Origin of the sequence: Aliikangiella marina, assembly GCF_007004765.1 — a bacterium.
GTDB classification, from domain to species: domain Bacteria; phylum Pseudomonadota; class Gammaproteobacteria; order Enterobacterales; family Kangiellaceae; genus Aliikangiella; species Aliikangiella marina.
Window position 1 is genome coordinate 539233 of record NZ_VIKR01000001.1, and the last position, 25791, is coordinate 565023.

Genomic DNA, 25791 nt, shown 5'->3' on the forward strand with positions numbered 1-25791 from the left:
TAGGGGAAAATAATGTTTATAAGTAACGCGATGGCAGCTCCTGCAGGCGGTGCTGCAGCTGGAAGCGGAATGTCTACCTTAATAATGATGGTGCTTTTCGGTGTTGTTTTTTACTTTTTGCTGATTCGTCCGCAAAGCAAGCGTGCAAAAGAACACAAAAGTATGATCGAGTCGATCCAGAAAGGCGATGAGGTTGTTACCAGTGGCGGAATTTTGGGTAAGGTCAATAAAATTACTGATAATTTCATTGTGCTAACGGTAGCGAATAACGTTGACATGAAGTTCCAAAAACACTCCATTACAGCGACACTTCCGAAAGGAACCATCAAAGCCGTCAACGAATAATATTAAGCTCGCTCATGCGGGCTTTTTTTGTGTGCAGGCTTTTTAAAAATAAACTTTAGAGTTATTCATATGCTTTATAACCAACAAACAGTCCGGCCGATTAATACCTATGCCGGATGGAAGTATGCCATGTTAGTCATCGTACTCGCATTGGCAATTCTTTACGCTTTACCCAACATTTATGGGGAAGACTATGCTTTGCAAGTCAGTGGTCCGAAAGGTGGTCCTGTCGCCGCGGAAATGTTTGAGCAAATCGAACAAAATCTAAAAGACAACGGCGTAGAAATCAAAAAATCGACAAATGAGGATGGTCGAGCTTTGATTCGCCTATTCGATTCCGAGACGCAATTAAAAGCGCGTCGCTTAACAGCCGAATTCTTGCGCGATAAAGGCGATTTCGGTGTCGCCTTAAACTTGGCGCCAGCAACGCCAGAATGGTTAGAAAACTTGGGTGGTTCGCCATTGAAGTTGGGACTCGATTTGCGCGGTGGAGTGCACTTCCTGATGGAAGTGGATATGGAACAAGCCATCAGTAAAAAAGAAGATCAGTATATCGATGACTTTAAGTCGTTACTCCGTGAACAGAAGCTTCGTTATGCTTCGGTGGTGAGAGTTAATGATGTTGGTTTAGTGGCAAGATTTAGAGATGAAGAGACTCGTGACAGTGCAGAAAGCGAAATTCGTCAACGATTTAATGAGTTAAATACTAGAAGTCGTGAGACCGGCGAACTTTACGAAGTGGTCATTACGATTCCGCAAGTCAAAATTACTGAAATAAAGGATTATGCGCTTCAACAAAATATTGCGACTTTAAGAAACCGTATTAACGAGCTAGGTGTTGCCGAGCCATTAATTCAGCAGCAAGGTGCAGAGCGAATTTTAATCCAGTTACCGGGCGTGCAAGATTCTGAACGAGCTAAGCGTATTCTTGGTGCGACAGCGACTATTTCATTCCAGCTAGTCAATGAGTCAGCCGGTTACAATCCTTCTCGCGCACCTGCTGGAGCGGAGTTGATTAAAGAAGAAGACACTGGGATAAATCATGCCATTCGTAAGTCTCCACTAATCAGTGGAGAGCATTTAACCGATGCTAATGTGGGCTATGATGAAAATAGTATGCCCCAGATTAATGTTAATTTGGACAGCGAAGGTGGCGCAAAAATGCTGGCCATGACTTCTAAAAACATTAATAAGCCAATGGCAATCATCATGCGAGAGTCTAAAGGCATCTATGAAGAAGTCGATGGTGAGTTGAAACTGGTTGATACCAAACTGGTTACTAATGTTGTGAGCGCACCAAACATCGGCGCTGCACTGGGCAGCAGTTTTAGAATAACGGGGCGTTTTTCGCCAACAGAAGCTCGCGATCTTGCCTTGATACTTCGTTCTGGCTCGTTAATCGCACCTGCTTATTTTGTGGAAGAGAGAACCGTTGGTCCAAGTTTAGGTAAACAAAATATTGAACTGGGTAAAACATCGATTATTGTTGGCTTTATTGCAGTACTCATTTTTATGTTGATTTACTACAAGGTGTTTGGACTTGTCGCGAACATTGCTTTGACGAGTAACTTAGTGTTTATCGTTGCATTGATGTCATTGATCCCAGGAGCTACTTTAACCTTACCGGGTATCGCGGGTATAGTTTTAACGGTTGGTATGGCCGTTGATGCTAATGTATTGATTTTTGAAAGGATACGCGAAGAGCTGCGAGAGGGAACAAACCCCGCCCAAGCAATTCATAATGGTTATGATAAGGCTTTCTCAACCATTGCCGATGCAAATATCACGACCTTGATTGCAGCATTGGTTTTATTCGGTATTGGTACTGGACCGGTAAAAGGTTTTGCGGTGACGTTATTCTTAGGTATTTTAACCTCGATGTTTACTGCAATTGTCGGCAGCCGGGCTATTGTCAATTTAATCTACGGCGGTAAATCGCTGAAGAAAATTTCTATTTAAGGTTGGAGAAAGTTATGAGAATTATAAAGTCTGATCTCAATATTGATTTTCTAAAGATAAAAATGCTTGCAACAGTTACCTCTGTGGTTCTGATGCTTGCATCAATCGGTCTTTTAGCAACTAAAGGATTAAATTTCGGCCTCGATTTCACTGGTGGAACCTTGGTTGAAGTAGGCTATGAGCAAGATGCCGATTTAGATGCGGTTAAAAGTCAGTTGGCGAATGCCGGATTTGATAAGGTGGTCGTGCAAAATTTTGGAACTTCTAAAGATGTGATTATCAGAGTCGCGCCAATAGAAGGAGAAGATAAAGACAAAATCGGAACCAAGGTCTTTGAGGCCCTTAAGCAAGCTTCAGGTGAAAATATCGACCTACGTCGTAACGAATACGTTGGCGCGAGTATGGGGGAAGAGTTGACCGAGCAAGGTGGGCTGGCAATTTTGGTCGCCCTGATTTGTATATTGATTTACGTCTCAGTTCGCTTCGAGTGGAAGTTTGCATTGGGATCGGTTGCAGCACTGGCGCATGACGTTACCATTACCTTAGGACTGTTTTCTTTGATTCAAATGGAGTTTGATTTAACGGTGCTTGCTGCGGTTCTTGCGGTGATCGGTTACTCGTTGAATGATACCATCGTTGTTTTTGACCGTATTCGAGAAAACTTCTTAAAACTGAGAAAAGCTGAGCCTACAGGCGTTGTTAACACCTCGCTTAACCAGACTCTGGCGAGAACAATTATGACTTCGATTACCACCTTACTGGTATTACTCGCCTTGTTTTTCTTGGGCGGAGCGACAATTCATGGTTTTGCGACTGCATTAATCGCTGGTGTACTGATTGGTACATACTCGTCGATTTACGTCGCAAGTAACGTTGCATTAGCGCTAGGCATCACGAAAGAAGACTTAATGCCGCCTGAAGTGGAAAAAGAAGGTGCAGATCAAGACGCTTTGATTTAGAATCGCGCCTCGCTCAAAAAATCAGCAAACTCCCGCTTTTGGCGGGAGTTTTGTTTTTTGGAGCCAAAATACTATCTTTGACTATACTCTAAGACTCGCTTAGCGCGTTTTACCTAACCGGAAAAATTTAATGTCCGACGCTGAACCCTCAAATATTTCGTTCAATGACCTCGATCTGCCGCAAGAACTCACTGATGTTTTGTCAGAAATTGGTTACGAAAAACCATCCCCCATTCAAGCAGCAAGTATCCCTGTGTTACAAGGCGGCGCTGATCTCATTGGTCAAGCTCAGACTGGAACCGGAAAAACGGCTGCATTTGCATTGCCTTTAATGGCTAAAATTGATCTAAAAAATAAGCAACCCCAGGCATTAATTCTTGCACCAACACGAGAGCTCGCGATTCAAGTTGCTGAGGCGTTTAAAACTTACTCGAAATACTTTAAAGGGTTTCAGGTATTGCCGGTTTATGGTGGACAGTCGATGTCGCAACAATTGAGACAACTCAGTCGAGGTGCTCATGTGATAGTTGGGACGCCAGGAAGAGTCATGGATCATATGCGGCGCGGTAAATTAAAATGGGATGCAATGCATACTTTGGTTTTAGATGAAGCCGATGAAATGCTGCGAATGGGTTTTTTGGAAGATGTTGAGTGGATATTAGAAAAGACACCAGAATCCAGACAGATTGCGTTGTTTTCGGCAACTATGCCGAGAGAAATTCAACGAGTCGCAGAGCGCTTTTTAAAGTCTCCACAAGAAATAAAGATTAAAACCACCACCACCACAGCAACGACTATAACCCAGCAGTACTTGCTTGTTTCAAACAATCATAAACTCGACGCGCTCACTCGTTTACTCGAGGTCGAAGAAAGCGATGCGATAATCATATTTGTTAGAACGAAAACCGCGACTGTCGAGTTAGCCGATAAACTGAATGCGAGAGGATATGCCGCGGCTGCGATCAACGGAGATATGCAGCAAAGTGCCCGTGAACAAACGATTGAGCGCTTAAAGAAGCATAAGTTAGATATCTTGATTGCTACTGATGTCGCTGCCCGTGGTTTAGATGTACCAAGAATTTCTCATGTCATTAACTATGATATTTCTCAAGATGTCGAATCCTATGTTCACCGAATCGGAAGAACCGGACGAGCGGGACGTGAAGGCGCTGCGATCTTATTTGTGACGCCCAGAGAAAAACGTATGTTGGCTTTGATTGAAAAAGTCACCAAAAAGAAAATTGAGCGCATAGGTTTACCATCGACCGAGTCGATTAATGATCAACGGATTGAAAAATTTAAACTAAAGATTACTGAGAAAATCGACTCTGGTGATTTACAACCGTATTTAGAAATTTTAGAAGCATATCAATATGAGTCTAATCAAACAGGTTTAGAAATTGCAGCAGCATTAGCGAGCCTCGCGCATGAAAATACACCGTTGTTACTAGAAGATTTACCATCACCAAGAGAAGATCGAAAAGCGCGTAGAGAACGTTCTGATCGCGACGACAATTATGGTAGAAAGCGTCGCGAAAAACGCAAAGGTCAAGCCGGCGAGTCGCGAAGTGGTGAGGATTTTAATCCGAATTCGCAAGGGCTCAAAGAGTTTCCCGATATGGATATGGAAAGATTCGTTATGATGGTTGGGTTCGAAGATGGTATTAAACCCGCTAATGTGGTCGGAGCAATCGCTAATGAAGTCGACATTGAAAGCAAGTACATTGGTCATATAAAAATATTTGATCAATTTACTTCGGTTGATTTACCGGCGGGTATGCCAAAAGAAACTTTTGCTCACTTAAAAAAGGTCAGAGTTTGTGGCGTGGCGATGAATCTTACGCGTGCAAAAGAGTTTAGTTTAGAAAAACTCCAAGCGACAAAAAGTAAAAGGTCTAGTTCCAAAAAAGGCGGTGAAAAAAAGTCTCGACCAGGTAAAAATGAGAGAGCTAAAAGAAAGGCGTCTAAAGGCAAGCGATAATTAAGAGTAATAAGTGAGGAGCATCTATGCGCGCCGATAATCCTATTCCTAGGGAAATTGCTGATAAACAATTGGTTGCATACAATGCCCACAATTTAGATGATTTTTGTCATCTGTTTGCCGACGATGCGCAATTGATTGAGTTACCTTCAATGAACACCTTTGCGCAGGGGATTGGAGAAATTAGAGCTTTCTACCAAGAGAGATTCTCTCATCCGGAGCTCCATTGTGAAGTACATCTGACAATGGATATAGGCCGTTTTGCGATCGATAGAGAGACCGTCTACGGATTACCCGGTGATAATATTGAAGCAGTCGCCATTTATGAGGTGGTCGATCATAAAATTGTTAAAGTATTCTTTATTCGGGATTGATTGTTTAAGACAAAGGTTTTCGTGTATAGGGCAACCTTTGTCGTATAACTGAGATAGACGAATAGGTACAGATACAGGAATAGTTCCGGCACAAACATTGAGGCGAAAGGACTTTGCCGCTCGTCTAAACTTCACCATCTTAAATGCGCCAATTTCAGCTCACACTAGTTATTGCACAGGCGAGTTCATATCAAGACCCTATTATTGGCATTCTCATTCAATCCAGCCAGCCTGTCGGCTAGCCACCCACACCCACACCCACATGAACTTCTCTAATTACCGACTTATTTCGTTTAAGGCTTTGATTTTTAGCCGATTATCGATACCATAGCTATTTGAGAGCAATTGTTAGTAATTTCCCGTTTTACTTAATATTTTGCTTTTATTTCAAATAGTTAGCTCGATTTTTGCGTAATAATAAATCATCAGAGGGGCACCTCAGTTGGTGGTAATGAAAGTGACAAGGAAAGTGACAAGGCAAGTGACTGGCTTGTTAGCGGCTTTTTCGAGCAATGCAGTCTATTTATTAATTTCTTAAGTCATGTCTGTTGAATTGTAAAAAAAGCGAAAGCTAGTGAGTTGGCCATTCGGTCAAATTTACTACAGCGCGAGAAAACAAAAAATTTTAGCAAGGGAAAGAATTAATGGTTAGCTGGTTACTCAAAGGTCTAACATCCGATACGTTTGTTTTTCGACTGCTGCTCGTTAGCATATTGGTATTTATTTCAAGCCAGTCATTAGCGGCATCGCTTTCAGGACGAGTCGTGTTAACCGGCAAAGGCGCTGACAAAGTTAAAGTAGAAGATACCATTATCTTCTATGAGCCGAACCAAAAGGTCAGTGTATTGCCGCTAGCAACGCCTCACAAGATCGTTATGAAAAAGAAATCCTATCAACCCAGGGTTTCAGTAATTCCGGTCGGCTCCACTGTTCAGATATCAAATTACGACAGTATTCTGCATAACGCTTTTTCGCCTTCGAAACCCAATCAGTTTGATTTAGGGTTATACGGCAGAAGTGAAGGTAAGTCACATCGTTTTGATCATACGGGTGTCGTACGAATTTTTTGCAACGTACATTTTCATATGGTCGCTTACGCATTGGTGTTAGATACTCCCTTTTATACTCGTGCCGATGAAAATGGTGAATTTGAAATAACGGATATTCCCCCAGGCAGCGGACGTTTAATTTTTTGGCATGAGCGCACTAAACGCATCGTTAAGCAGATCAGTTTACCCGTCAGTCAAGCACAAAATGTTGAGTTAGTAATCAGTAAACGCAGGGTACCGGAGCATAAAAATAAATCAGGCGCGAGTTATAAAAAGAAAAGACGATCGAGAAGGAAATACAATTAATGAGCATTAATCGATTTCGACTACCATTAGCCACTCGAATATTCTTAATGAGTAGCTTGCTACTTATTTTTGCATTAGGGTCAATCGTTTTTGCAACGTTTGAAGTCGGTAAAGGCGTTGCTAAACGCAGTGTTGACGAGTCACTTGCCAATAGTCTCGCATTGCAGAATTATTTTCGGGATCTCAATGACCGCGAGTTGTTAATTGTACTTGACGGATTTGCAAGTGATCCTAACTTTTCCGGTTATGTCGCCGAGGCTATCGACGCTTCCTCTGAAGATTCGCTTGATGTTGTGTCGATTGCGGATTTGATTCAAGAGCGAAAAGAAGACGCTGAGCTTGATTTTATTATCTTGCTCGATCCTGAAGGTGAGGTCATCGTTCACTCCGAAAAGCCTGCACTCACCGGTAGGGATTTATCAAATAAATTACTTTTAGCACCGGTGATCGCGGAGCTTAACGAAGCAACCGGAATATGGCTCGAAAATGACCAAATGTATCAAGCGGCGGTTATGCCATTAAGTATTGACTACGACCTCGTGGGTTTCGTCGTCGCCGGATTGGTAATTGATAAGAATTTGGCCAATGAAATTAAACGAGTCGGTGGTGGTGACACGATGTTTACCGTGGTCAAAGACGGCAATTTAATCGATGTCGCATCAACTTTAGACATTGCTCGAAGTGACATTATAACCAGTAAGCTCAAAGATGAAGTGAGTCAATTAACCAATCTAGCAGAAGACTCAAACCGGCTCGCGATAGAATTAGATGAACAGGATTGGACCGTGCAGGTCGTTCATTTAGCAGAGCCGGAAAATGGGCTACATCCCATGTTATTGATTTTCTCTTCCTCAAGTAAATACATGGAAGGGTATAACAAGATTTTTAATATTATTCTTATAGCAGCAATAATTGCGATCTCTGTATCGATCGCTATGTCATTGTTGTTAACTTCTGGCGTATTAAACCCCATTCGTCAATTAGCATCAGCCGCCAAAGCTGCAGCTAAAGGAGATTATTCGACTCAACTCAGCTTAACAGGTCGTGACGAGTTAGCGGACTTATCAAATTCGATTGATAGTTTGTTAAGTGATCTGCGTGATAAGCAAGATATGCAAGATTATATATCTGAACTCTCTAAAATTTTACCGGATGAAACGAGTGGCTCTCCTAAAGTTGACGCCAATCAAAAACTTCCAGTGACTAGCGGGGAGCACGCATTATTGGCGATTGATGTTTCAGGGTTGCTACATGCTTCAAAAGATCCTCAAAACATCGTTGCTCAGCTGCAAAAATTATGTGACTTGATTGGTGCACAAATTGAAAATACGAATGGTGTGCTCATTCGATTAGGCGGAAACTTATTTATTGCTGCATTTAATGGGGAACAAGCACTACAAGTGGCATATTCTACTGCAGGTGGTATCGATGCAGTGTTTAGTCAGGAAGCGTTAAACGATGAGAAGCATGGTGCGCGATTTAGCCTAACTCAAGGAAATTGCTATCTTGGTAATATCGCTTCTCACTACTCTTGGCAGCGAGTGATTGTCGGTAAGCCGGTAAGATTAGCGTTACGGTTAATTGAAGAAGGTGGGCTTCATTGTCTACTGGTCAGTAATGATGTTTATAAAAGATTGAAAAGCGATTTAGATAAATCCGGACAAAAAGCCAAAGGATTTAAAGGTCGATTAACCGGTAAAACTTTGTGTGCCCTTGATTTGTCTGCGGCACACGATTATGTCGAGCCGCTTTCCAAAGATCAAGCAGAGGCTCGTCAGACGCTAGTTTCAACCAAAATAACCCATAAGTCATTTTTTGACTTACCAGCAGGCAGCGTATTTGCACAGCGTTATGAAATTATCGCCTCTCTTGGAACGGGCAGTATGGGACTTGTGTTTAAAGCGATTGATAAAGAGCTTAACGAGCCTGTCGCGCTAAAAATTCTGCGCAAGGAAATTGCGGAAGATAAAGAGCACTTAGAACGATTGAGAAGTGAAATTAAACTCGCAAGACGGGTTACTCATCCAAATATTTTAAGAACTTATGATTTGGGTAAGATTGACGAAACACCATTTTTATCGATGGAGTATGTGCGCGGAATGACCTTACAGTATTTGTTAAGTAATTCGGGCAAGCTTCCTTACTCAGCCGCATTACGTGTAGCAAAACAATTATGTATGGGACTGTCGAGTGTTCATGAAATCGGCATACTGCACCGTGATATCAAAGCAGAAAATGTGATTATTGAACCGAGTGGTAATTTAAAATTGATGGACTTTGGGATCGCCCGAACCTTAAAGCAGTCAGAGATTCATAAGTTAGATGAAGGTATGTTTGTTGGTACGCCGCGCTATGCGTCGCCGGAACAAATAAGAGGAGGGGAGCTAGGGATCTCTTCTGATATTTATTCTTTAGGAATTTTATTGTGTGAAATCTTTACCGGTAAGACGCCAATAATTGGTGAGAGTGTTAACGATATCCTAGTTGCGCATGTCACCGAACCCCCGATTCCGCCGTCCAAATTATGGTTAGAGATTCCGGCAGAACTAGAACAAATAATTCTTAAATGCCTGCAGAAAGATCCTAAGGACCGTTATCCAAGTGTTGCTGAACTTTTAACTAAAATGAATGAGTTAAGTGTATGAAACTAGAAATTAGGGCAGCTTTTTTATTGTTGTTATTGTGTAGTTTATCGTTATCAGTGATCGCGAAAGAGCCAGGGCCGGAGGACGGCGAATGGTTTGTCGATTTGCTTTTAAGGCAGGAGCAGACCACTGATTTACCTAATAATCGAGAAGATATTGAACGTACTCGATTATTTTTTTGGGCAGACTTAAACGCGCCAATTAATAGCGATTTTTCACTTGGTGCTTCGATTTACGGAAACTATGGTTCTGATGATGCGCAAGACAATCGTACCAATCTGGATAACTCAGAGACTGATACGGTAGAAGTGGATCAGTTTTTTATTCAATGGCACCACAGTGAGTCAGGATCGGCTTGGATAGGTAAACATTATTTACCTGTTGCGCTTTCGGCTATGGTTTGGGATAAAGATATATTTACCGTTGGTATCAGTTCGGTCAATGAGTGGACCACTGAATCGGATGCCGAGGTGTTAATCGGTTTTGGGGTGCATCGAGTTGAGCATATTTTTAGTGATCAAACGAATATGGCCTTTGCTCAATTTGAGTATGGTCAGTTCCTTGGCGATATTTTTTTTACAACATCGTTGTCTTTAGTTGCATTTGAGGAAACTGAGTTTTTAGTTGCCGATGGTGTTGTGAGAACCAATTCTACTGAGGCTTTGCAAGAAGGCTTCGAACTAGCACTGCTTAATCTCGGGATCGATTTTGCAATCGGTGATGTTGGCGCTTCTTTCAGTATTGAAGCTTTAAACAACTTAGCAGTAGATGACAATAATACAGGGACCCGATTCAATCTTGTGATTGGTGATAGCAGTGTTAAAAATGGCTGGCAAGCTAATGTTCATTACCAAGATTTGGAGAGAGATGCCGCGATCGCTGCTTTTAATGACGATGACTGGTGGTTTAAGACGAGGATGACGGGATATCGAATATCTGGTTCATTTGGGCTAACTGATGATACCGCAATTCAATTAAGCTATTTTGATGAAGAGTTATTAGCTGAAAATACCAAGCGATTGTTTTTGGAAATCAGTTCATCGTTTTAGTTATTTAAGTTTTGTTATTGATACGTATTAATAGTAGCACAATTTGCTTTGATAAAATTAACGGTTGAATCTATTGGGGTAAGCTAGTCCATTAATGGTTAACTTTTGGTTTTTATCGGTAACTCAAGAAGCCCCTAAAAGCAGTTAGTTACTCTATTTATTAACTATAACGATTAGATACAAGGAAGGACGTTGAAAAAGAAACACACCTCCCAATTTTGGGTTGGAAAGTTCGACTCAAGTGAACGATTTTATAATTTTGTTGGTGAAGACCCTGAATATTGGTCGGAAGAAAATGAAGGTAGAAACGATTTCCCACTGAGCAAATTTATCGCTTCTCAAAATCAAACATGGTTTGATCACGACTTTATTGAAGCTGGTTTTAATCAAGCGGAAACCGGAGTTAGAGAGAAGTTTAAAGCGTACTCATACATAGAGCAGTGGGCAGATCGAGTTGAGGAGAAGGCTAAGTTATTAGGAATGGAAGATTTAAATGCCTTTATTATGATGGGGATAGATGAATCGCCAAAACAAGAGAGACACCTTCAAGTATCCACCCCTTGTTCGTATAAAGCCGAAGGAATTAAATTAGTATATTTGGGTGAGTTCTCATATATCCATGATTATAGCTGGATGAAGAGTTGAGAATGTTTAGGACGCACACATTCTATAATCTCATTGGTTATTGAGTAAACAGTTGTTATTTGTGATGTTGCTAATCCTCTATCGGTATGAATCTATTCATGAGGAAATTGATAGCAGGTTGTCGAGTTAAATATGAAAAGAGCTAATTTCAATTTAGGTTTTAATATATTCATTGTTTTAGTAATATTTTTTCTAGTCAGTGCAATTATTGGCTTTGGAGGAGCTGCAGTTGTCGCTATAATTATCGCCTTGCTCTCTGATTCAGGAAGATACCTATTCAACCGAATTAAAGGCAAGACTGACTATGAATTAAATCCAGCTGAGTATAATACTGAAACTATCTCAATAGAAAATGGTATGGTTTTATTTGGCGGAGAAGCCAACTATAAGCCTATAAGGCTGGACGAGATTCTCAAGGTAAGCCATGAACCTACCGAATATGACTACCAGGAAATTACATTCACATTTAAAGACAAAGGTGGGTTTGTGTACAGCTTAAATAATTCTGCTGATTACGTCTGTAAGGTAGTCAAGGAAATTAATCATGAATTATTTGAAGGTAGTACAAAGTTAAATAATTGAGTTATTTAATAACTGAGCGGTAAAAATCTTAACAACCAACCTTAGCTGGAATTCTGAATTTTAAAAAGATAGTTAGTCTGTTACCGTAACAGTTACAGATAATTATCGATTATTCTCTGAGCAATTTCAGTGACTTTGACATTGTTACTCATCGCTTTACTTCGAATTTGTTTATAGGCTTCCGTTTCCGTAATATTTTTTTTTGTAATTAATACGAGTTTAGCTCGGTCAATTATTTTCTGGTCATTCAATGACTGCCTCAGCTGAATTAATTCATCATTCATTTCATCCAATCTATTGGCCTGTTTGTGTAATAAATTTTGTAATGTATTATTTGATGATAAATTATTGAGGCTTTCGATTTGTCCCCAGAAATTATAATGTGAACCGAACAATTCAGGATGATAAGGTAACGAGGAATGATTTGTTTTCGAAAGATTTTGAGACCGATCAGTCAATACGAGAGTTTCATGTGTTGCTAATTCATTTGCAGCTTCTTCAACTAATAATTTAACAGAATTTGTTAGTTCGTTGGTTAAAGCTTTCTCTATTTTGTACATTTCATCAATGCGCTTAGTGGTAATTTCATACCAAACCTCGCTTAATCCATCATCAATTGAAGATTGAGCTCCTAATCGATTGACGATATTTCTAAATCGAATAACGTCGTGATTTATAGATGAATCAGTAAGCTGCAACCAAGTAGCTTTATGTTCCGTTTTAACTAAATCACAAAATACGTCGAACCGATTCTCCTGAATTTCTTGAAGGTGTTGAATTTTATCCATAACACTATTATCGAATCTGCATTTTACAAAGCCTATACCTGTCCAAGCTCTCTCTTGTCCTGCAAAATCTTTCCCTTGTATAAAGTTGATGAGTGCTATTAACTGTCGAGTGATCTCAGGGTTTTTAGAAACCTCAACATAATCTACAATTACCGCCGATAAGCCATTGATTAACTGCGTGTAAAAATCAATAGATTGCCATGGGTCAATAGATACTTCTGTAATTTTTTTTCTTAATGAATACAAATAATCTATTTGGTAGGACGCAATAGCTGAGCTCGTTAATAACCTCGAGTTATTCCCATAAAGTTCTGGTGTAATCAGAAAATCATTTACAACTGAAAGAAATTTTTCAATAGATTGATCAGAGCGAAGAAGTTGGTTCTTTCTTCTTTTAATAAACCTTTTACCGCTTGACGCTAGATAAATACTACTGGTACCGCGCTCGCGTTGTAGTTCGTGCATGAGATCAGTAACAGAAACGAATAGCTCCGAACTGTATTCTATTTGCCGTAACGCATCCAAATCTGATTTTTTAGAAGCGATCAAAAGTCGTTTTGTTAAATTACTTTGTTCCATAATAAAGTAGATGACTAAGCTATCAACACCAATGTTATTAGTGACTATATCTTAAGCAAATGATGTGCCTTGATAACGACTAATTGTTAAAACATTTTGGCATAACAACCTGAACTAAAATTTATTATTTAAATCGCGTTTCAATTTCGGTTGATTATGATTTCAAATAGAGTTCGCGCAGATAAATCTCATAAAAAAGGTTTACTTGCACCACAATATCTCACTATCCGCACAAAATTAGTGCAGACATCTTACTTAAGTCATTAATTTTCTCGACTAATTTAACGGTTTTATTGGCTTTGCAACACTTGGCATAATCTTTGTATTAAATAAATTAACACCTCTGAATTTGTCGCTAGTCTTAACACGACAAACTTAGAGTGACAATTTGAAATCAGGCAACGAAGCCCAGTCACAGTCAAGTGAGAACTTGGTAGTGAATGGGCTTTTTTTTTGGGGGGAGATTTAAATGTACGTCGTTAAAATATTGAGCAAGCTAAAATCTTTGGTTCATATTGTTAGCTTCACATCGATTATAACTTTCAGTAATTTTAGTTTCGCTGAAAAGCTTGGTTGGCCGGAGAAAGAAGAACTAACGTTTGGATTTATTAAGCTGACTGATATGGCACCTATTGCAATCGCTTATGAAAATGGCTACTTCGAAGAGGAGGGGCTCTATGTCACTATTGAAGCACAAGCAAACTGGAAAGTCCTACTAGATGGTGTGATAGATGGCCGTTTGGATGGTGCCCATATGTTAGCTGGTCAACCAATTGCTGCCACTATTGGCTATGGTACGCAGGCTGACATTATCACGCCGTTTTCTATGGATTTGAACGGTAACGCGATTACTGTTTCAAATACCATTTGGGAAAAAATGAAGGTAAATGTTCCCAAAATCGCCGACGGTCGTCCTTTACATCCCATTAAAGCTGATGCACTAAAGCCTGTTGTTGAAGAGTTTAAAGCAAAAGGTAAACCTTTCAAAATGGGTATGGTTTTTCCTGTCTCAACGCATAATTACGAATTACGTTACTGGTTGGCCGCAGGAGGAATACATCCCGGTTTTTATGCACCACACAAAGGTGATACTTCAGGTAAATTGCAAGCAGACGCCTTATTGTCAGTGACGCCACCGCCTCAAATGCCAGCAACATTAGAAGCAGGCACAATTTATGGTTATTGTGTTGGTGAACCATGGAATCAACAAGCGGTATTCAAAGGAATTGGCGTCCCTGTTGTTACCGATTATGAAATCTGGAAGAACAACCCTGAAAAAGTTTTTGGCATTACAAAAGCATTCGCTGAGAAATATCCCAACACTACTATTCGACTAACTCGAGCGTTGATTCGTGCCGCGAAATGGCTTGATGAAAATAATAATGCTAACAGACCTGCTGCTGTAAAAATATTATCACAATCCAACTATGTTGGTGCTGATTACGATGTTATTGCCAATAGTATGACTGGGACATTTGAATACGAAAAAGGCGATAAACGATCAGTGCCTGACTTTAATGTATTTTTTCGGCATTTCGCTACTTATCCCTATTATTCAGATGCCATCTGGTATTTAACTCAAATGAGACGGTGGGGACAAATATCAAAGGATAAATCGGATGAGTGGTATCACGAAACTGCAAAAAAAGTTTACCGACCTGATATCTATACTAAGGCTGCATTGTCATTGATCAAAGAGGGAAAAATGGATGTTAAAGACTTTCCAGATTTTTCGACGGAGGATGGCTATCGAAGCCCACAAACTCATTTCATTGATGACATTATTTATGATGGTTCAAAACCAAATGAATATATCAACCAATTCAAAATTGGCCTGAAGCAAGGTGACACGATCTGATACAAAGTGATGTCTGGAGATTTTGGGATCGCTTTCCTCTTATTGGAGAAGAATGAATGAACACCTTAATGGATAAAATTACGTTCAACGGGACTGAGAGTACCAAGTTGGTAGTGATAAATTTGCTAAAGCATGTCTCACAAAGTATTGCGCTACCGATATTAGGAATATTGGTGTTTCTCGCGCTATGGTCAACGGCGGCTAATAATATTGATACTTCATTAGGAAAATTTCCTGGTCCAGGTGCTGTCGCCGAACAGGTCGTTAACCTGTATCAAGAGCACCGTGCAGAGCGTATTAAAGCTGAAAAATTTTATCAGCGACAGGAAGAGCGAAATGCTAAACGACTCGCTCAAGATCCCAATTATCAGCCAAAAATAAGACCCTACACGGGTAAAGAGACTTTTTGGGATCAAATCATAACTAGTCTGATCACTGTTATGAGTGGTTTCTTGCTTGCTGCCATTATTGCCATTCCTCTCGGCATAGCTGTTGGCTTAAGCCGGTCGCTCAATACCGCTATAAATCCGATTATACAGATATTTAAACCGGTTTCACCACTGGCCTGGTTACCTCTGGTAACAATGGTCGTCAGTGCCCTCTATGTGAGTGACGATCCTATGTTTGCTAAGTCGTTTGTAAATTCTCTGATAACCGTAACCCTATGTTGTTTGTGGCCAATGGTGATTAACACTTCTATCGGTGTTTCTTCGATAGACGAAGATTGGGTCAACGTTAGCAAGGTTTTACAACTACCAGCCCTCAAACATATTCAAAAGATTGTATTACCAGCTTCAATACCTGCAATTTTCACAGGTATGCGTTTGTCTCTTGGCATTGCATGGATGGTTTTAATTGCGGCAGAAATGTTGGCACAAAATCCAGGTTTGGGGAAATTTGTCTGGGATGAATTCCAAAATGGTAGTTCACAATCTTTAAGTCGAATCATGACGGCGGTTTTAGTGATTGGACTGATTGGCTTTCTTCTCGATCGCAGCATGTTGTCGATTCAAAGTCTTTTATCATGGAATAAACAAACCGATTTACGATAGGTGAATACGATGAAGAGTTTTTTAGAAATTAGCCATATTGACATGGTGTTTGAGACACCCAAAGGCCCCTTTACTGCACTTAAGTCTGTTGATTTAAAGATCAACAAAGGAGAGTTTATTTCACTCATCGGCCATTCAGGTTGCGGTAAATCAACGGTACTCAATATCGTTGCTGGTTTATTAAAGGCAACCATGGGTGGGGTAATTATCAATGATAAAGAGGTTACTACACCTGGTCCAGAACGAGCTGTCGTATTCCAGAATCACTCACTATTGCCTTGGCTGACAGCCTATCAAAATGTCGAGCTGGCGGTTAAACAAGTATTTCATAAAACAAAGAGTAAAGCTGAAATCAGGGATTGGATTGAACATAACCTCAAACTAGTTCATATGGATCATGCCATGCACAAGCGTCCAGATGAAATCTCTGGGGGAATGAAACAGCGGGTTGGAATCGCGCGTGCTTTATCAATGCAACCTGAAGTCTTACTCATGGATGAGCCGTTTGGTGCGTTGGATGCCTTGACGCGAGCTCACATGCAAGATTCGTTGATGGAGATTCAAGATGAGTTAAAAAATACCGTCATTATGATTACCCATGACGTCGATGAGGCGGTTCTATTATCCGATCGCATTGTCATGATGACCAATGGGCCTGCGGCGACGATTGGCGAAATTCAGGAAGTTAATCTAGCTCGTCCGCGAAATCGTGTGGCCTTATCAAATGATCCAGAATACAACGAAATTCGCTCAAACGTATTGACCTTCCTGTATGAAAAACAGCGCAAAATTGAAACTATAACTGGCAAGCAATCCACACTTGATGAGACTGAAATCAAAGAACAAATTGCATAGATTAATTAAGGATTAAACAATGAAATATTCAATAATTAAAAAAATACCCATCGCAATTCTTTTATCGGTATTAGTGTCAGCGAACAGTCTAAGTGCTGATGAAAGTTTAGGAACCGCGGATGTTAATTTCAATTTACGCTATGAGAGCGTAGAGCAAAATAATGCATTGCAAGATGCCGACGCGCTGACGCTTCGCACCCGGTTGACCTACACCTTCAAAGAGAAAGATGGTTTCTCTGCACTGGTTGAATTTGAAGATTCGCGAAACATTTTAGGTATCACTGATTACAATAATACGCTCGGTCAGAATGCGGGTGTTTATTCTGTTATCGCGGACCCGGAAACGACTGAACTCGATCAGGCATTCGTACATTACAAAAGAGATGGCCTTAAAATAAAGGCGGGTAGACAAGTCATTACCTATGATGGCCATCGTTTCGTTGGTCATGTTGGCTGGCGTCAAGATCGTCAGACATTCGATGGTTTAACCATTAATTACAAAGCATCTGATGACTTAATCCTTAACTACGCCAATATCACTCAGCGCAATCGAATCTTTGCTGAAGTGCGTGATCTGGAATCTGAGGATCATCTTTTTAATCTCGCCTACACCACTGCAATCGGTAAGGTTACCGGCTATGGCTATTTGTTAGAAGTCGATGACGAAACTGACAATGGTATAGATACCTACGGTATAAGTCTCAAAGGAAGCTTTACCGTTGGTGAGACGAAAACTCTATATCACGCAGAATTTGCACGTCAATCAGCTATCGCCAACGGAGCAGATTTTGACGCTGACTATCTTTTCATTGAGGGCGGTGCGGTATTTGGAGGGTTCACGACAAAAATCGGTTACGAAGTTTTAGGTTCAGATTCTGGTAACTATGGGTTCGCAACTCCGTTAGCCACACTCCATAAATTTAATGGTTTTACTGATCAATTTCTTGCGACTCCAGATGTTGGTTTGGTTGATGTCTATGCAACGTTTGCCACCAGTGCGCTAGGTGCCAAATGGACACTGACTTATCATGATTTTTCTGCTGACGAGAGCTCAACTGGCATTGATGATTTAGGTAGCGAAGTAAACCTTGTTGTAGCGAAGAAGTTCAGCAAGCGTTATACCGCTGGTTTCAAATATGGCGCCTATTCTGCAGGTGATGCCGCTGCTGGCAAAGTTGATACGGATAAAATATGGATCTGGCTGAGTGCACAATACTAGTCACCATCATTTACTCAACTTGGATATGAGGTAAATCAAATGGCCGAAACGCTAAAGATAATTGTTGTTGGTAACGGTATGGTTGGACATCACTTTGTTGAGCAGTTAGTGACACAGCAACACCCAAATATCAATTTCGATATAACCGTGTTAGCAGCCGAATCACGTCTCGCTTACGACAGAGTTCACTTATCAGAATACTTTACTGGTAAACGTGCAGATGATTTGGCCATGACATCTGAAGCAACCTATGACCAGTGGCGGGTTGCATTTCATCTGAATAGTAAGGTAACTCAAATTGATCGGGCGAAGCAGATAGTTACGACACATAATGGTGATCAGTATACCTTTGATAAACTCATTCTTGCTACGGGCTCATATCCTTTTGTACCGCCCATTCCGGGTAATGAACAGTCTCATTGTTTGGTTTATCGGACTATTGAAGACTTACAAGAAATCGAACGCTGCGCTAAAGAGAGTCGTGTCGGTGTTGTCGTCGGTGGTGGTCTGTTAGGACTCGAAGCGGCAAACGCACTCAAGGAGGCAGGACTTAAAACTCATATTGTTGAGTTCGCACCGCAACTCATGGGTGTCCAAATTGACAGTGCTGGTGGCACTTTGTTGCGTAATAAAATCGAGTCACTGGGTGTCGAAGTACATACCTCCAAGGCGACCGTCGCGATAGAACAAGGTACAAACCATCGGTATCGAATGAATTTTAAAGACGGTGGGCATCTTGAAACTGATTTAATTTTATTTTCAGCAGGCATACGTCCTTATGATGAGCTTGCTGATTTAACTGGACTGGAGAAAGGCGAACGCGGTGGGTTTGCAATCAATAATCAATGTCAAACTTCAGATCCTAATATCTATGCAATCGGAGAATGTGCTGCTTGGAATAATTTTATCTTTGGTTTGGTTGCACCAGGTTATCAGATGGCAAAAATAACCGTACAAAAATTGATTAATCCTACATCGGATGAAAAGTTCATTGGTGCTGATATGAGCACCAAATTAAAATTGATGGGTGTCGAGGTCGGTTCTATCGGAGATGCCCATGGTAATACAGCCGGTTCTCAAAGTTACACCTATGAAAACCAACCGCAAGGGATTTACAAAAAAATCGTTGTTAACCATGATGGTACTAAACTGATTGGTGCCGTTCTCGTCGGCGATACCAGTGATTATGATTCACTATTACAATACATGCTCAATGGCATTGATCTACCAGAACATGCAGAATCATTAATACTTCCCAATGTGAACAATGGCCCTGTTCTCGGTGCCGATGCACTCCCAGATAGTGCGACTATTTGCTCGTGTCATAACGTTACCAAAAGCGATATCGTTAACACCATTACAGCCGGTTCAACCGAGCTCGCTACTGTCAAGTCATGTACCAAAGCGAGTACTGGTTGTGGTGGATGTGCCGCTCTGTTGAAAGATGTTTTTGATACTGCAATGGAAAACCTCGGTTTTGAGGTGAAGAAAGATATCTGTGAACACTTCGCCTACTCACGTCTAGAATTATTCAATATCGTTAAAATTGAAAAAATAGAAACATTTGAAGATCTCCTGCAACGCCATGGTCATGGACTCGGTTGTGATATTTGTAAACCCACTGTCGCTTCCATTTTGGCTTCCTTGTGGAATGACTATGTTCTCGAGAAAAACAAAATCCCGTTACAGGATACTAATGATACCTATCTTGCCAATATGCAAAAAGATGGCAGTTACTCGGTAGTACCTAGAGTTCCAGGCGGCGAAATTACACCCGATAAACTTATCGTACTGGGAGAGGTTGCGAAAAAATATGATCTGTACACCAAAATCACCGGAGGACAGCGTGTTGATTTATTTGGTGCCAGAGTCGATCAATTACCATCAATTTGGGCGGAGTTAATCGACGCTGGTTTTGAAACCGGACATGCTTATGGAAAGGCAGTAAGAACAGTGAAGTCGTGTGTTGGCAGTACCTGGTGTCGTTATGGTGTTCAGGATAGTGTTGCCATGGCCATATTCATCGAGAATCGATACAAAGGTATACGCGCGCCACATAAAATCAAGTTTGCAGTGTCGGGTTGTACCCGGGAATGTGCTGAAGCGCAGAGCAAAGATATCGGGGTTATTGCAACCGAGAATGGCTGGAATTTATACGTCTGTGGTAATGGCGGAATGCGACCAAGGCATGCTGAATTATTTGCCTCCGATCTCAATGATGACACCTTGATTTTATACATCGACCGCATCTTGTCTTTTTATATCAATACGGCCGATCGTCTACAACGCACCTCAGTATGGATGGAAAACATGGAGGGGGGGCTGGACTATCTCAGGCAAGTTGTCATTGATGATCATTTGGGAGTTTGTGATGAATTGGAACGGCAAATCGCTCATGTTATTGCCAATTATCAGTGTGAGTGGAAGACCACAATCAATGACCCAGAAGCATTAAAACGCTTTAAACCATTTGTGAACAGTAACGAGACTGATTCGACTATTGAGTTTGTTCGTGAACGAGGTCAGATAAGACCGGCTATAGAAAAAGAAAAATCGATTAAACAGTCTCCTCATTTAATCCCTGTGATTGAAGCGAAATAGTGTGATAAAAGATAGTGTGATAAAAAATAGTGTGATGAAAAACAGTGAGACGAATTATAATATTATGAATAACAGTATGATGAATACAAATCAAGAAACCTGGTTAAGTGTTTGCAACAAATCTGACCTAGTAATCAACTCTGGTGTCTGCGCCCTCGTAGATAATCATCAGGTCGCCATCTTTGGTGTCCAGTCAGACGATCTGAAAATCTATGCCATCTCAAATTATGATCCTATCGGTAAAGCTCATGTGTTATATCGGGGAATTGTTGGCAGTATTAATGACGAGCCTGTTGTCGCATCACCGCTTTTTAAGCAGCATTTTAGTCTGACCTCCGGCCAGTGTATTGAAGATGATTCATCACATGTTCGTACTTTTAAAACTCGACTAGTTGAATCAGATGTTCAAATACTGATTTAAAGCTTTGACGATATAGCCAGTGTTAATGAAGCCTAACTACATCCCATCACAGACCACGCTTACAGGTCAAAAAAACGCTACAGAACACAAAAACTGTATAGGGCAAACAACCTGCGCGTACTGTGGTGTTGGATGTGGCGTTGATATTCATTTTGAAAAAGGAGAGCCGGTAGCGATCGAAGGTACACCATCTCATCCTGCTAACTACGGTAAATTATGTGTTAAGGGTAATCATCTGCTGGAAACTTTGACGTCAGAGGATCGTCTGATAACACCGCAAATTGATGGCAAGTCGGTTAGTTGGCATTTGGCTACCGATATGATTGCTGACCGATTGATAGAAACCATTCGATCACATGGACCCGATTCTGTTGCATTTTATCTCTCTGGTCAGTTGCTCACTGAAGACTACTATGTCGCGAATAAATTCATGAAAGGCTATGTTGGATCAGCTAACGTTGATACTAATTCTCGACTTTGCATGTCCTCCGCTGTCGCAGCGTATATACGCGCCTTTGGTGAAGACATAGTACCCTGTAGTTACTCTGATCTTGAACAAACTGATCTCTTGATAATAATCGGTTCCAATGCTGCCTGGACTCACCCAGTCTTATATCAACGCATTGAGCGAGCCAAACAGATCAACCCAGCAATGCAAATTGTCCTTATTGATCCACGCCGAACCGCAACTGTTGAAATTGCCGACAAACATTTAGCATTAAAGCCTGGAACAGATGCCGCAATTTATAATGGACTGCTGAATTATCTAGCTAACTATGATGGTCTCGATAAGTGTTTTATTGAAAAGCATACTGAAAATTTCGATGGATGTTTGGCCGAAGCAAAGCAATGGTCGGTCAATCGTGTTGCATCTTTTTGTGAACTGAAAGTCCAAGAAATAGAATCGTTGTATGACTTATTTCTTTGCAGCCCACGAGTGATTAGCTTTTACTCTATGGGGATCAATCAGTCGTCTAGTGGTACTGATAAGTGCCAATCAATCATTAATGCCCATCTTGCCTCAGGTAAACTATTAAGGCCTGGCTGCGGACCGTTCTCGATTACAGGGCAACCCAATGCGATGGGGGGACGTGAGGTTGGAGGTATGTCCAATATGTTAACCAGTCACATGGACATTGAAAATGCTACCCATCGAGAGCAGGTAAAAACATTCTGGCAATCACCTACCATTGCGAGTAAAGCTGGATTAAAAGCCGTTGATATGTTTGAACAGATGCGCTCCGGTCAAATCAAAGCTGTTTGGATTATGGCTACAAATCCAATGGTCAGCCTACCTAATCGACCTATTATTACAGAAGCGCTGAAGGCTTGCGAAACTGTAATCGTCTCTGACTGCGTTGCTAGAAATGACACCTTAGAATATGCGAACGTTGTTTTACCCGTATCTGGTTGGCTAGAAAAAGACGGAACTGTAACCAATTCAGAGCGAGTTATTTCCCGTCAACGCGGACTGATAGGTCCGAATGGTGAAGTTAAGCATGATTGGCAGATCATATGTGAAGTGGCAAAAAAGATGGGGTTTGATGGTTTTGATTACCAACATGTCCACGAAATATTTAATGAGTGGACTGCACTGACCGGTTATAAAAATAATGGCTCAAGACAGCTTGATTTGAGTGCTATAGGCCGACTTAGTCAAAGCGAGTATAATAATCTTAAACCGCAACAGTGGCCGATTAAACCAGGGGGTGATAGTCGCGTATTTGTTGACCGACAATTTAGTACGTCATCTGGGAGAGCACACTTCCATCCTGTAACCCCTCGCTTACCGATACAAACGACTTCAGAACAATTTCCAATAGTCATGAACTCTGGTCGTCTCAGAGATCACTGGCACACGATGACAAGGACAGGGCGCTCAGCCCGTTTACATGCTCATACAGAACATCCTTATATCGAAATTAATCCTTCGATGGCTCGCACTTTGGATATTGTCGATGGAGATTTAATTCGCGCTCAATCGTCAACGGGTGAGGTAATTGCCAACGCAAGAGTCACTGATAGTGTTCGAAAAGGTCAGTGTTTTATGCCGATTCATTGGTCAAAGCAATACGCTTCACATGCGAAGGTTTCCGCACTTTATCAGTCGGTCATTGATCCCATTTCAGGCCAGCCTGAAAGCAAACATACCGCAGTAAGAATTGAAAAAATGAACTATGCGCAACATGGATTCTTGTTCTTGACCAGCGATATTAATTTAACTGTTGATTACTGGAGTAAAACAAGAATAAGTAAGGGCTGGTTATGGCACTTTGCTATGCATCAGGAAGGATTGGAGTTGCGACATTTTCTCCAAGAACAATTAACGGATCGTTATCAATGGTTGCAGTTCAACAGCTCACACCTTCAGTCTGTTGTTGCACAGTCGAGTGGAGAATTAAAAGCTGTTGGTTATTTATCAAATGTTCCAGTAAAGATTAATTCTGACTGGTTAAATCAATTATCCATTAGTGACAGCATTTCTGATGACCAATTAAACCGTTTATTACATGCGCAAACCGATCCAACTTTTGAGAATGGCAAACAGGTTTGTAGCTGTTTTAAAGTCTATGAAAAAAGCATAGTGACTGCAATCAAAGAAGGTCACCGTAGTGTCGCCGAACTCGGTAAAAAATTACAGTGTGGCACCAATTGTGGTTCATGTAAAACCGAACTGAGTCAATTAATTAAAACACACGCAGAGGATACTCACCATGACATACATGCCCTTGTTCTTTAAAACCAATAGTAGTCGACCTGCTTTAATTATTGGTGGTGGTGAGATTGCTTGTGCCAAAGCTAAAGCACTTATCAGCTGTGACACCAATATAGTTGTTGCAAGTAAAAAGATAAGTGAACCATTAAGAAAACTGCAAATCGAACATGGTTTTAAGATCATCCCCCGTGACTATAAAGATTCTCTGATAGAGGGTAATGCCTTCGTTATCGCCGCAACAAATAATGATTTCGTTAATCGACAAGTCGCTAAGCACTGTAGAGCAGTAAACATTCCTGTCAATGTAGTGGATAACCCTAAATTATGTGATTTTATTTTTCCAGCCCTAGTGAGACGAGGACCACTACAAATTGCGATTTCATCGGGTGGTATTTCACCAGTTCTCGCACGAATCATTAAACAAACCATCGAGCGTATTATTCCTCCTTACTATGAACGAATAATTGATTTCTTACGAACCAAAAAGGAGCTGTTACGTGATCACCTTAATCACATCCAGCCACGTAGATTATTCGTCGAAACCTTATTGAATGGTCCAATCGCCGAAGAAGCTTTAGAGGGGAATACAAATCATGCTTCTGAATTGTTAGAAAAGGCGCTAGCAACAACTAATGACTGCAAACAAGCGGGATTATACCTAATAGGTACAGGCCCCGGTCATCCTGAGCTTATTACGCTTAAGGGTATGCGTTTAATTTCGCAGGCAGATGTTGTTCTATACGATCGTTTGATTCCTCCTGATCTCATCGAACAATATGCTCGTAAAGATGCTTCAGTCATTGCTGTAGGAAAAACGCGTAACCATCATCATAAAAAGCAGGAAGATATCGGATGTATGATAGAGAGGTATTTGAAGCAAGATAAAATAGTGGTTAGATTGAAAGGAGGCGATCCGGGTATTTTTGGACATTGTGCAGAAGAAATAAATATTGCTAAGCATTTAGATGTGCCATACCACATAGTACCGGGTGTTAGTGCCGTGACAGGATGTGCCGCCTATAGTGGCTTTCCGCTAACCGAAAGAGGCGGTTCGAATTCTCTACATATATTAACTTTATATTCTAAAGAAATAGAGCAAGAATTTATTTGGAACAAACTTAGAGGAACACAAAAAGATACGCTGGCTTTTTATATGAGTACACCCAATACATCAATACTCTGTAAGAAGCTTATCGGTATCGGTTTTCAACCGGACACGCCGATATTACTTATAGAGCAGGGGACTACACCTTTTCACCGTGAGTATCCTGCCACATTGAGTACCTTTACTTTGAAATACCATGCTCGTCGATTTAAATCACCTAGTTTGGTTATTGTCGGAAATGTCACTCGATTTAGCATGGCACATCAAAGGACCAATAATCAAGTTGATTTGGAAGAAACTAAAGCTTCGTATTTTGCGCCGTTACCGCAATCGTCAGAAAAGCCTATCTTCGCTAATCATCCCACGGCATTCACAGATCGAGTTCAGCGGGAAAAATAGATTAAAAACAGATAATTCAACTGATGAATGATAATTCAAAAACGATAATTTAAGACATATAAAAAAGATTATTCAGATTATTCAAAGAGATTATTCAAGACAGACACTATTGAGTGATTTCTTACAATTATCTGAGCTTATTTCTAATGTATACCATTTAAGTTAAGAACATTCGCCACTTGCTTTGTGGGTTATCCGAGATATTGTGCCTGTCTATATTTGCATTTTTGTATAACTTAGAAGGAGTTAATTCAGTATACTTGGCTGAATTCTCATATATCTATGATTACAGCTGGATGAAAAG

General features: G+C 40.8%; 19 protein-coding genes. 18 read left to right on the top strand and 1 reads right to left on the bottom strand.

The features are described from left to right. Nucleotides 1–12: 12 nt before the first annotated feature. The 10 genes from yajC (at nt 13) to FLL45_RS02495 (ending at nt 11894) form a co-directional block, all read left to right on the top strand. A complete protein-coding gene (gene yajC, locus FLL45_RS02450) occupies nt 13–345 on the top strand; it encodes a preprotein translocase subunit YajC (RefSeq protein WP_142888196.1) in 333 nt (110 codons plus the stop codon). Nucleotides 346–414: 69 nt separating this feature from the next. After that, nucleotides 415–2304, top strand: coding sequence for a protein translocase subunit SecD (gene secD / locus FLL45_RS02455; protein WP_142888197.1), 1890 nt, complete (start codon nt 415–417; stop codon nt 2302–2304). 14 nt (nt 2305–2318) lie between these two features. Beyond that, the gene (gene secF / locus FLL45_RS02460) at nt 2319–3263 is read left to right on the top strand and encodes a protein translocase subunit SecF (RefSeq protein WP_142888198.1); all 945 of its coding nucleotides are present in this window, start codon (nt 2319–2321) and stop codon (nt 3261–3263) included. Between the two features lie 130 nt (nt 3264–3393). Then, the gene (locus FLL45_RS02465; protein ID WP_142888199.1) at nt 3394–5244 is read left to right on the top strand and encodes a DEAD/DEAH box helicase; all 1851 of its coding nucleotides are present in this window, start codon (nt 3394–3396) and stop codon (nt 5242–5244) included. 26 nt (nt 5245–5270) lie between these two features. Further along, nucleotides 5271–5618: a nuclear transport factor 2 family protein gene (locus FLL45_RS02470; RefSeq protein ID WP_142888200.1), complete on the top strand. Its 348-nt coding sequence runs from the start codon at nt 5271–5273 to the stop codon at nt 5616–5618. A gap of 644 nt (nt 5619–6262) precedes the next feature. Further along, the gene (locus tag FLL45_RS02475; RefSeq protein ID WP_142888201.1) at nt 6263–6973 is read left to right on the top strand and encodes a cupredoxin domain-containing protein; all 711 of its coding nucleotides are present in this window, start codon (nt 6263–6265) and stop codon (nt 6971–6973) included. After that, nucleotides 6973–9618, top strand: coding sequence for a serine/threonine protein kinase (locus tag FLL45_RS02480; protein WP_142888202.1), 2646 nt, complete (start codon nt 6973–6975; stop codon nt 9616–9618). The genes FLL45_RS02475 and FLL45_RS02480 overlap by 1 nt, the downstream gene beginning before the upstream one ends. After that, nucleotides 9615–10667 (top strand): putative porin, encoded by a 1053-nt coding sequence (locus FLL45_RS02485; RefSeq protein WP_142888203.1) that lies wholly within the window; start codon nt 9615–9617, stop codon nt 10665–10667. The genes FLL45_RS02480 and FLL45_RS02485 overlap by 4 nt, the downstream gene beginning before the upstream one ends. 192 nt (nt 10668–10859) lie before the next feature. Then, nucleotides 10860–11312 (top strand): immunity 22 family protein, encoded by a 453-nt coding sequence (locus FLL45_RS02490; RefSeq protein ID WP_185964293.1) that lies wholly within the window; start codon nt 10860–10862, stop codon nt 11310–11312. 132 nt (nt 11313–11444) lie between these two features. Further along, on the top strand, nt 11445–11894 hold the full coding sequence (locus tag FLL45_RS02495) for a hypothetical protein (RefSeq protein WP_142888205.1): 450 nt from the start codon (nt 11445–11447) through the stop codon (nt 11892–11894). A 92-nt stretch (nt 11895–11986) separates the two neighbouring features. Here FLL45_RS02495 and FLL45_RS02500 read toward each other — a convergent pair whose 3' ends face one another. After that, nucleotides 11987–13261 (bottom strand): nitrate regulatory protein, encoded by a 1275-nt coding sequence (locus tag FLL45_RS02500; RefSeq protein WP_142888206.1) that lies wholly within the window; start codon nt 13259–13261, stop codon nt 11987–11989. Nucleotides 13262–13730: 469 nt separating this feature from the next. Between FLL45_RS02500 and FLL45_RS02505 the strand changes: the two genes are divergently transcribed. The 8 genes from FLL45_RS02505 to cysG all read left to right on the top strand — a co-directional run bounded on the left by FLL45_RS02505 (nt 13731) and on the right by cysG (nt 25487). Further along, nucleotides 13731–15119 (top strand): CmpA/NrtA family ABC transporter substrate-binding protein, encoded by a 1389-nt coding sequence (locus tag FLL45_RS02505; RefSeq protein ID WP_142888207.1) that lies wholly within the window; start codon nt 13731–13733, stop codon nt 15117–15119. Between the two features lie 56 nt (nt 15120–15175). Continuing rightward, nucleotides 15176–16171, top strand: coding sequence for an ABC transporter permease (locus tag FLL45_RS02510; protein ID WP_142888208.1), 996 nt, complete (start codon nt 15176–15178; stop codon nt 16169–16171). 9 nt (nt 16172–16180) lie between these two features. Next, on the top strand, nt 16181–17026 hold the full coding sequence (locus FLL45_RS02515) for an ABC transporter ATP-binding protein (RefSeq protein ID WP_142888209.1): 846 nt from the start codon (nt 16181–16183) through the stop codon (nt 17024–17026). A 19-nt stretch (nt 17027–17045) separates the two neighbouring features. Continuing rightward, entirely contained in the window at nt 17046–18245 is a 1200-nt protein-coding gene (locus FLL45_RS02520; protein WP_142888210.1) for an alginate export family protein, read from the top strand. A gap of 39 nt (nt 18246–18284) precedes the next feature. After that, nucleotides 18285–20846: a nitrite reductase large subunit NirB gene (gene nirB / locus FLL45_RS02525; RefSeq protein ID WP_142888211.1), complete on the top strand. Its 2562-nt coding sequence runs from the start codon at nt 18285–18287 to the stop codon at nt 20844–20846. Between the two features lie 76 nt (nt 20847–20922). Continuing rightward, on the top strand, nt 20923–21267 hold the full coding sequence (gene nirD / locus FLL45_RS02530; protein ID WP_246075736.1) for a nitrite reductase small subunit NirD: 345 nt from the start codon (nt 20923–20925) through the stop codon (nt 21265–21267). A 25-nt stretch (nt 21268–21292) separates the two neighbouring features. Further along, entirely contained in the window at nt 21293–24007 is a 2715-nt protein-coding gene (locus tag FLL45_RS02535) for a nitrate reductase (RefSeq protein WP_142888212.1), read from the top strand. After that, complete coding sequence (cysG, locus tag FLL45_RS02540) at nt 23982–25487, top strand: siroheme synthase CysG (RefSeq protein WP_142888213.1); 1506 nt, start codon at nt 23982–23984, stop codon at nt 25485–25487. The genes FLL45_RS02535 and cysG overlap by 26 nt, the downstream gene beginning before the upstream one ends. The last annotated feature ends 304 nt before the right edge of the window (nt 25488–25791 follow it).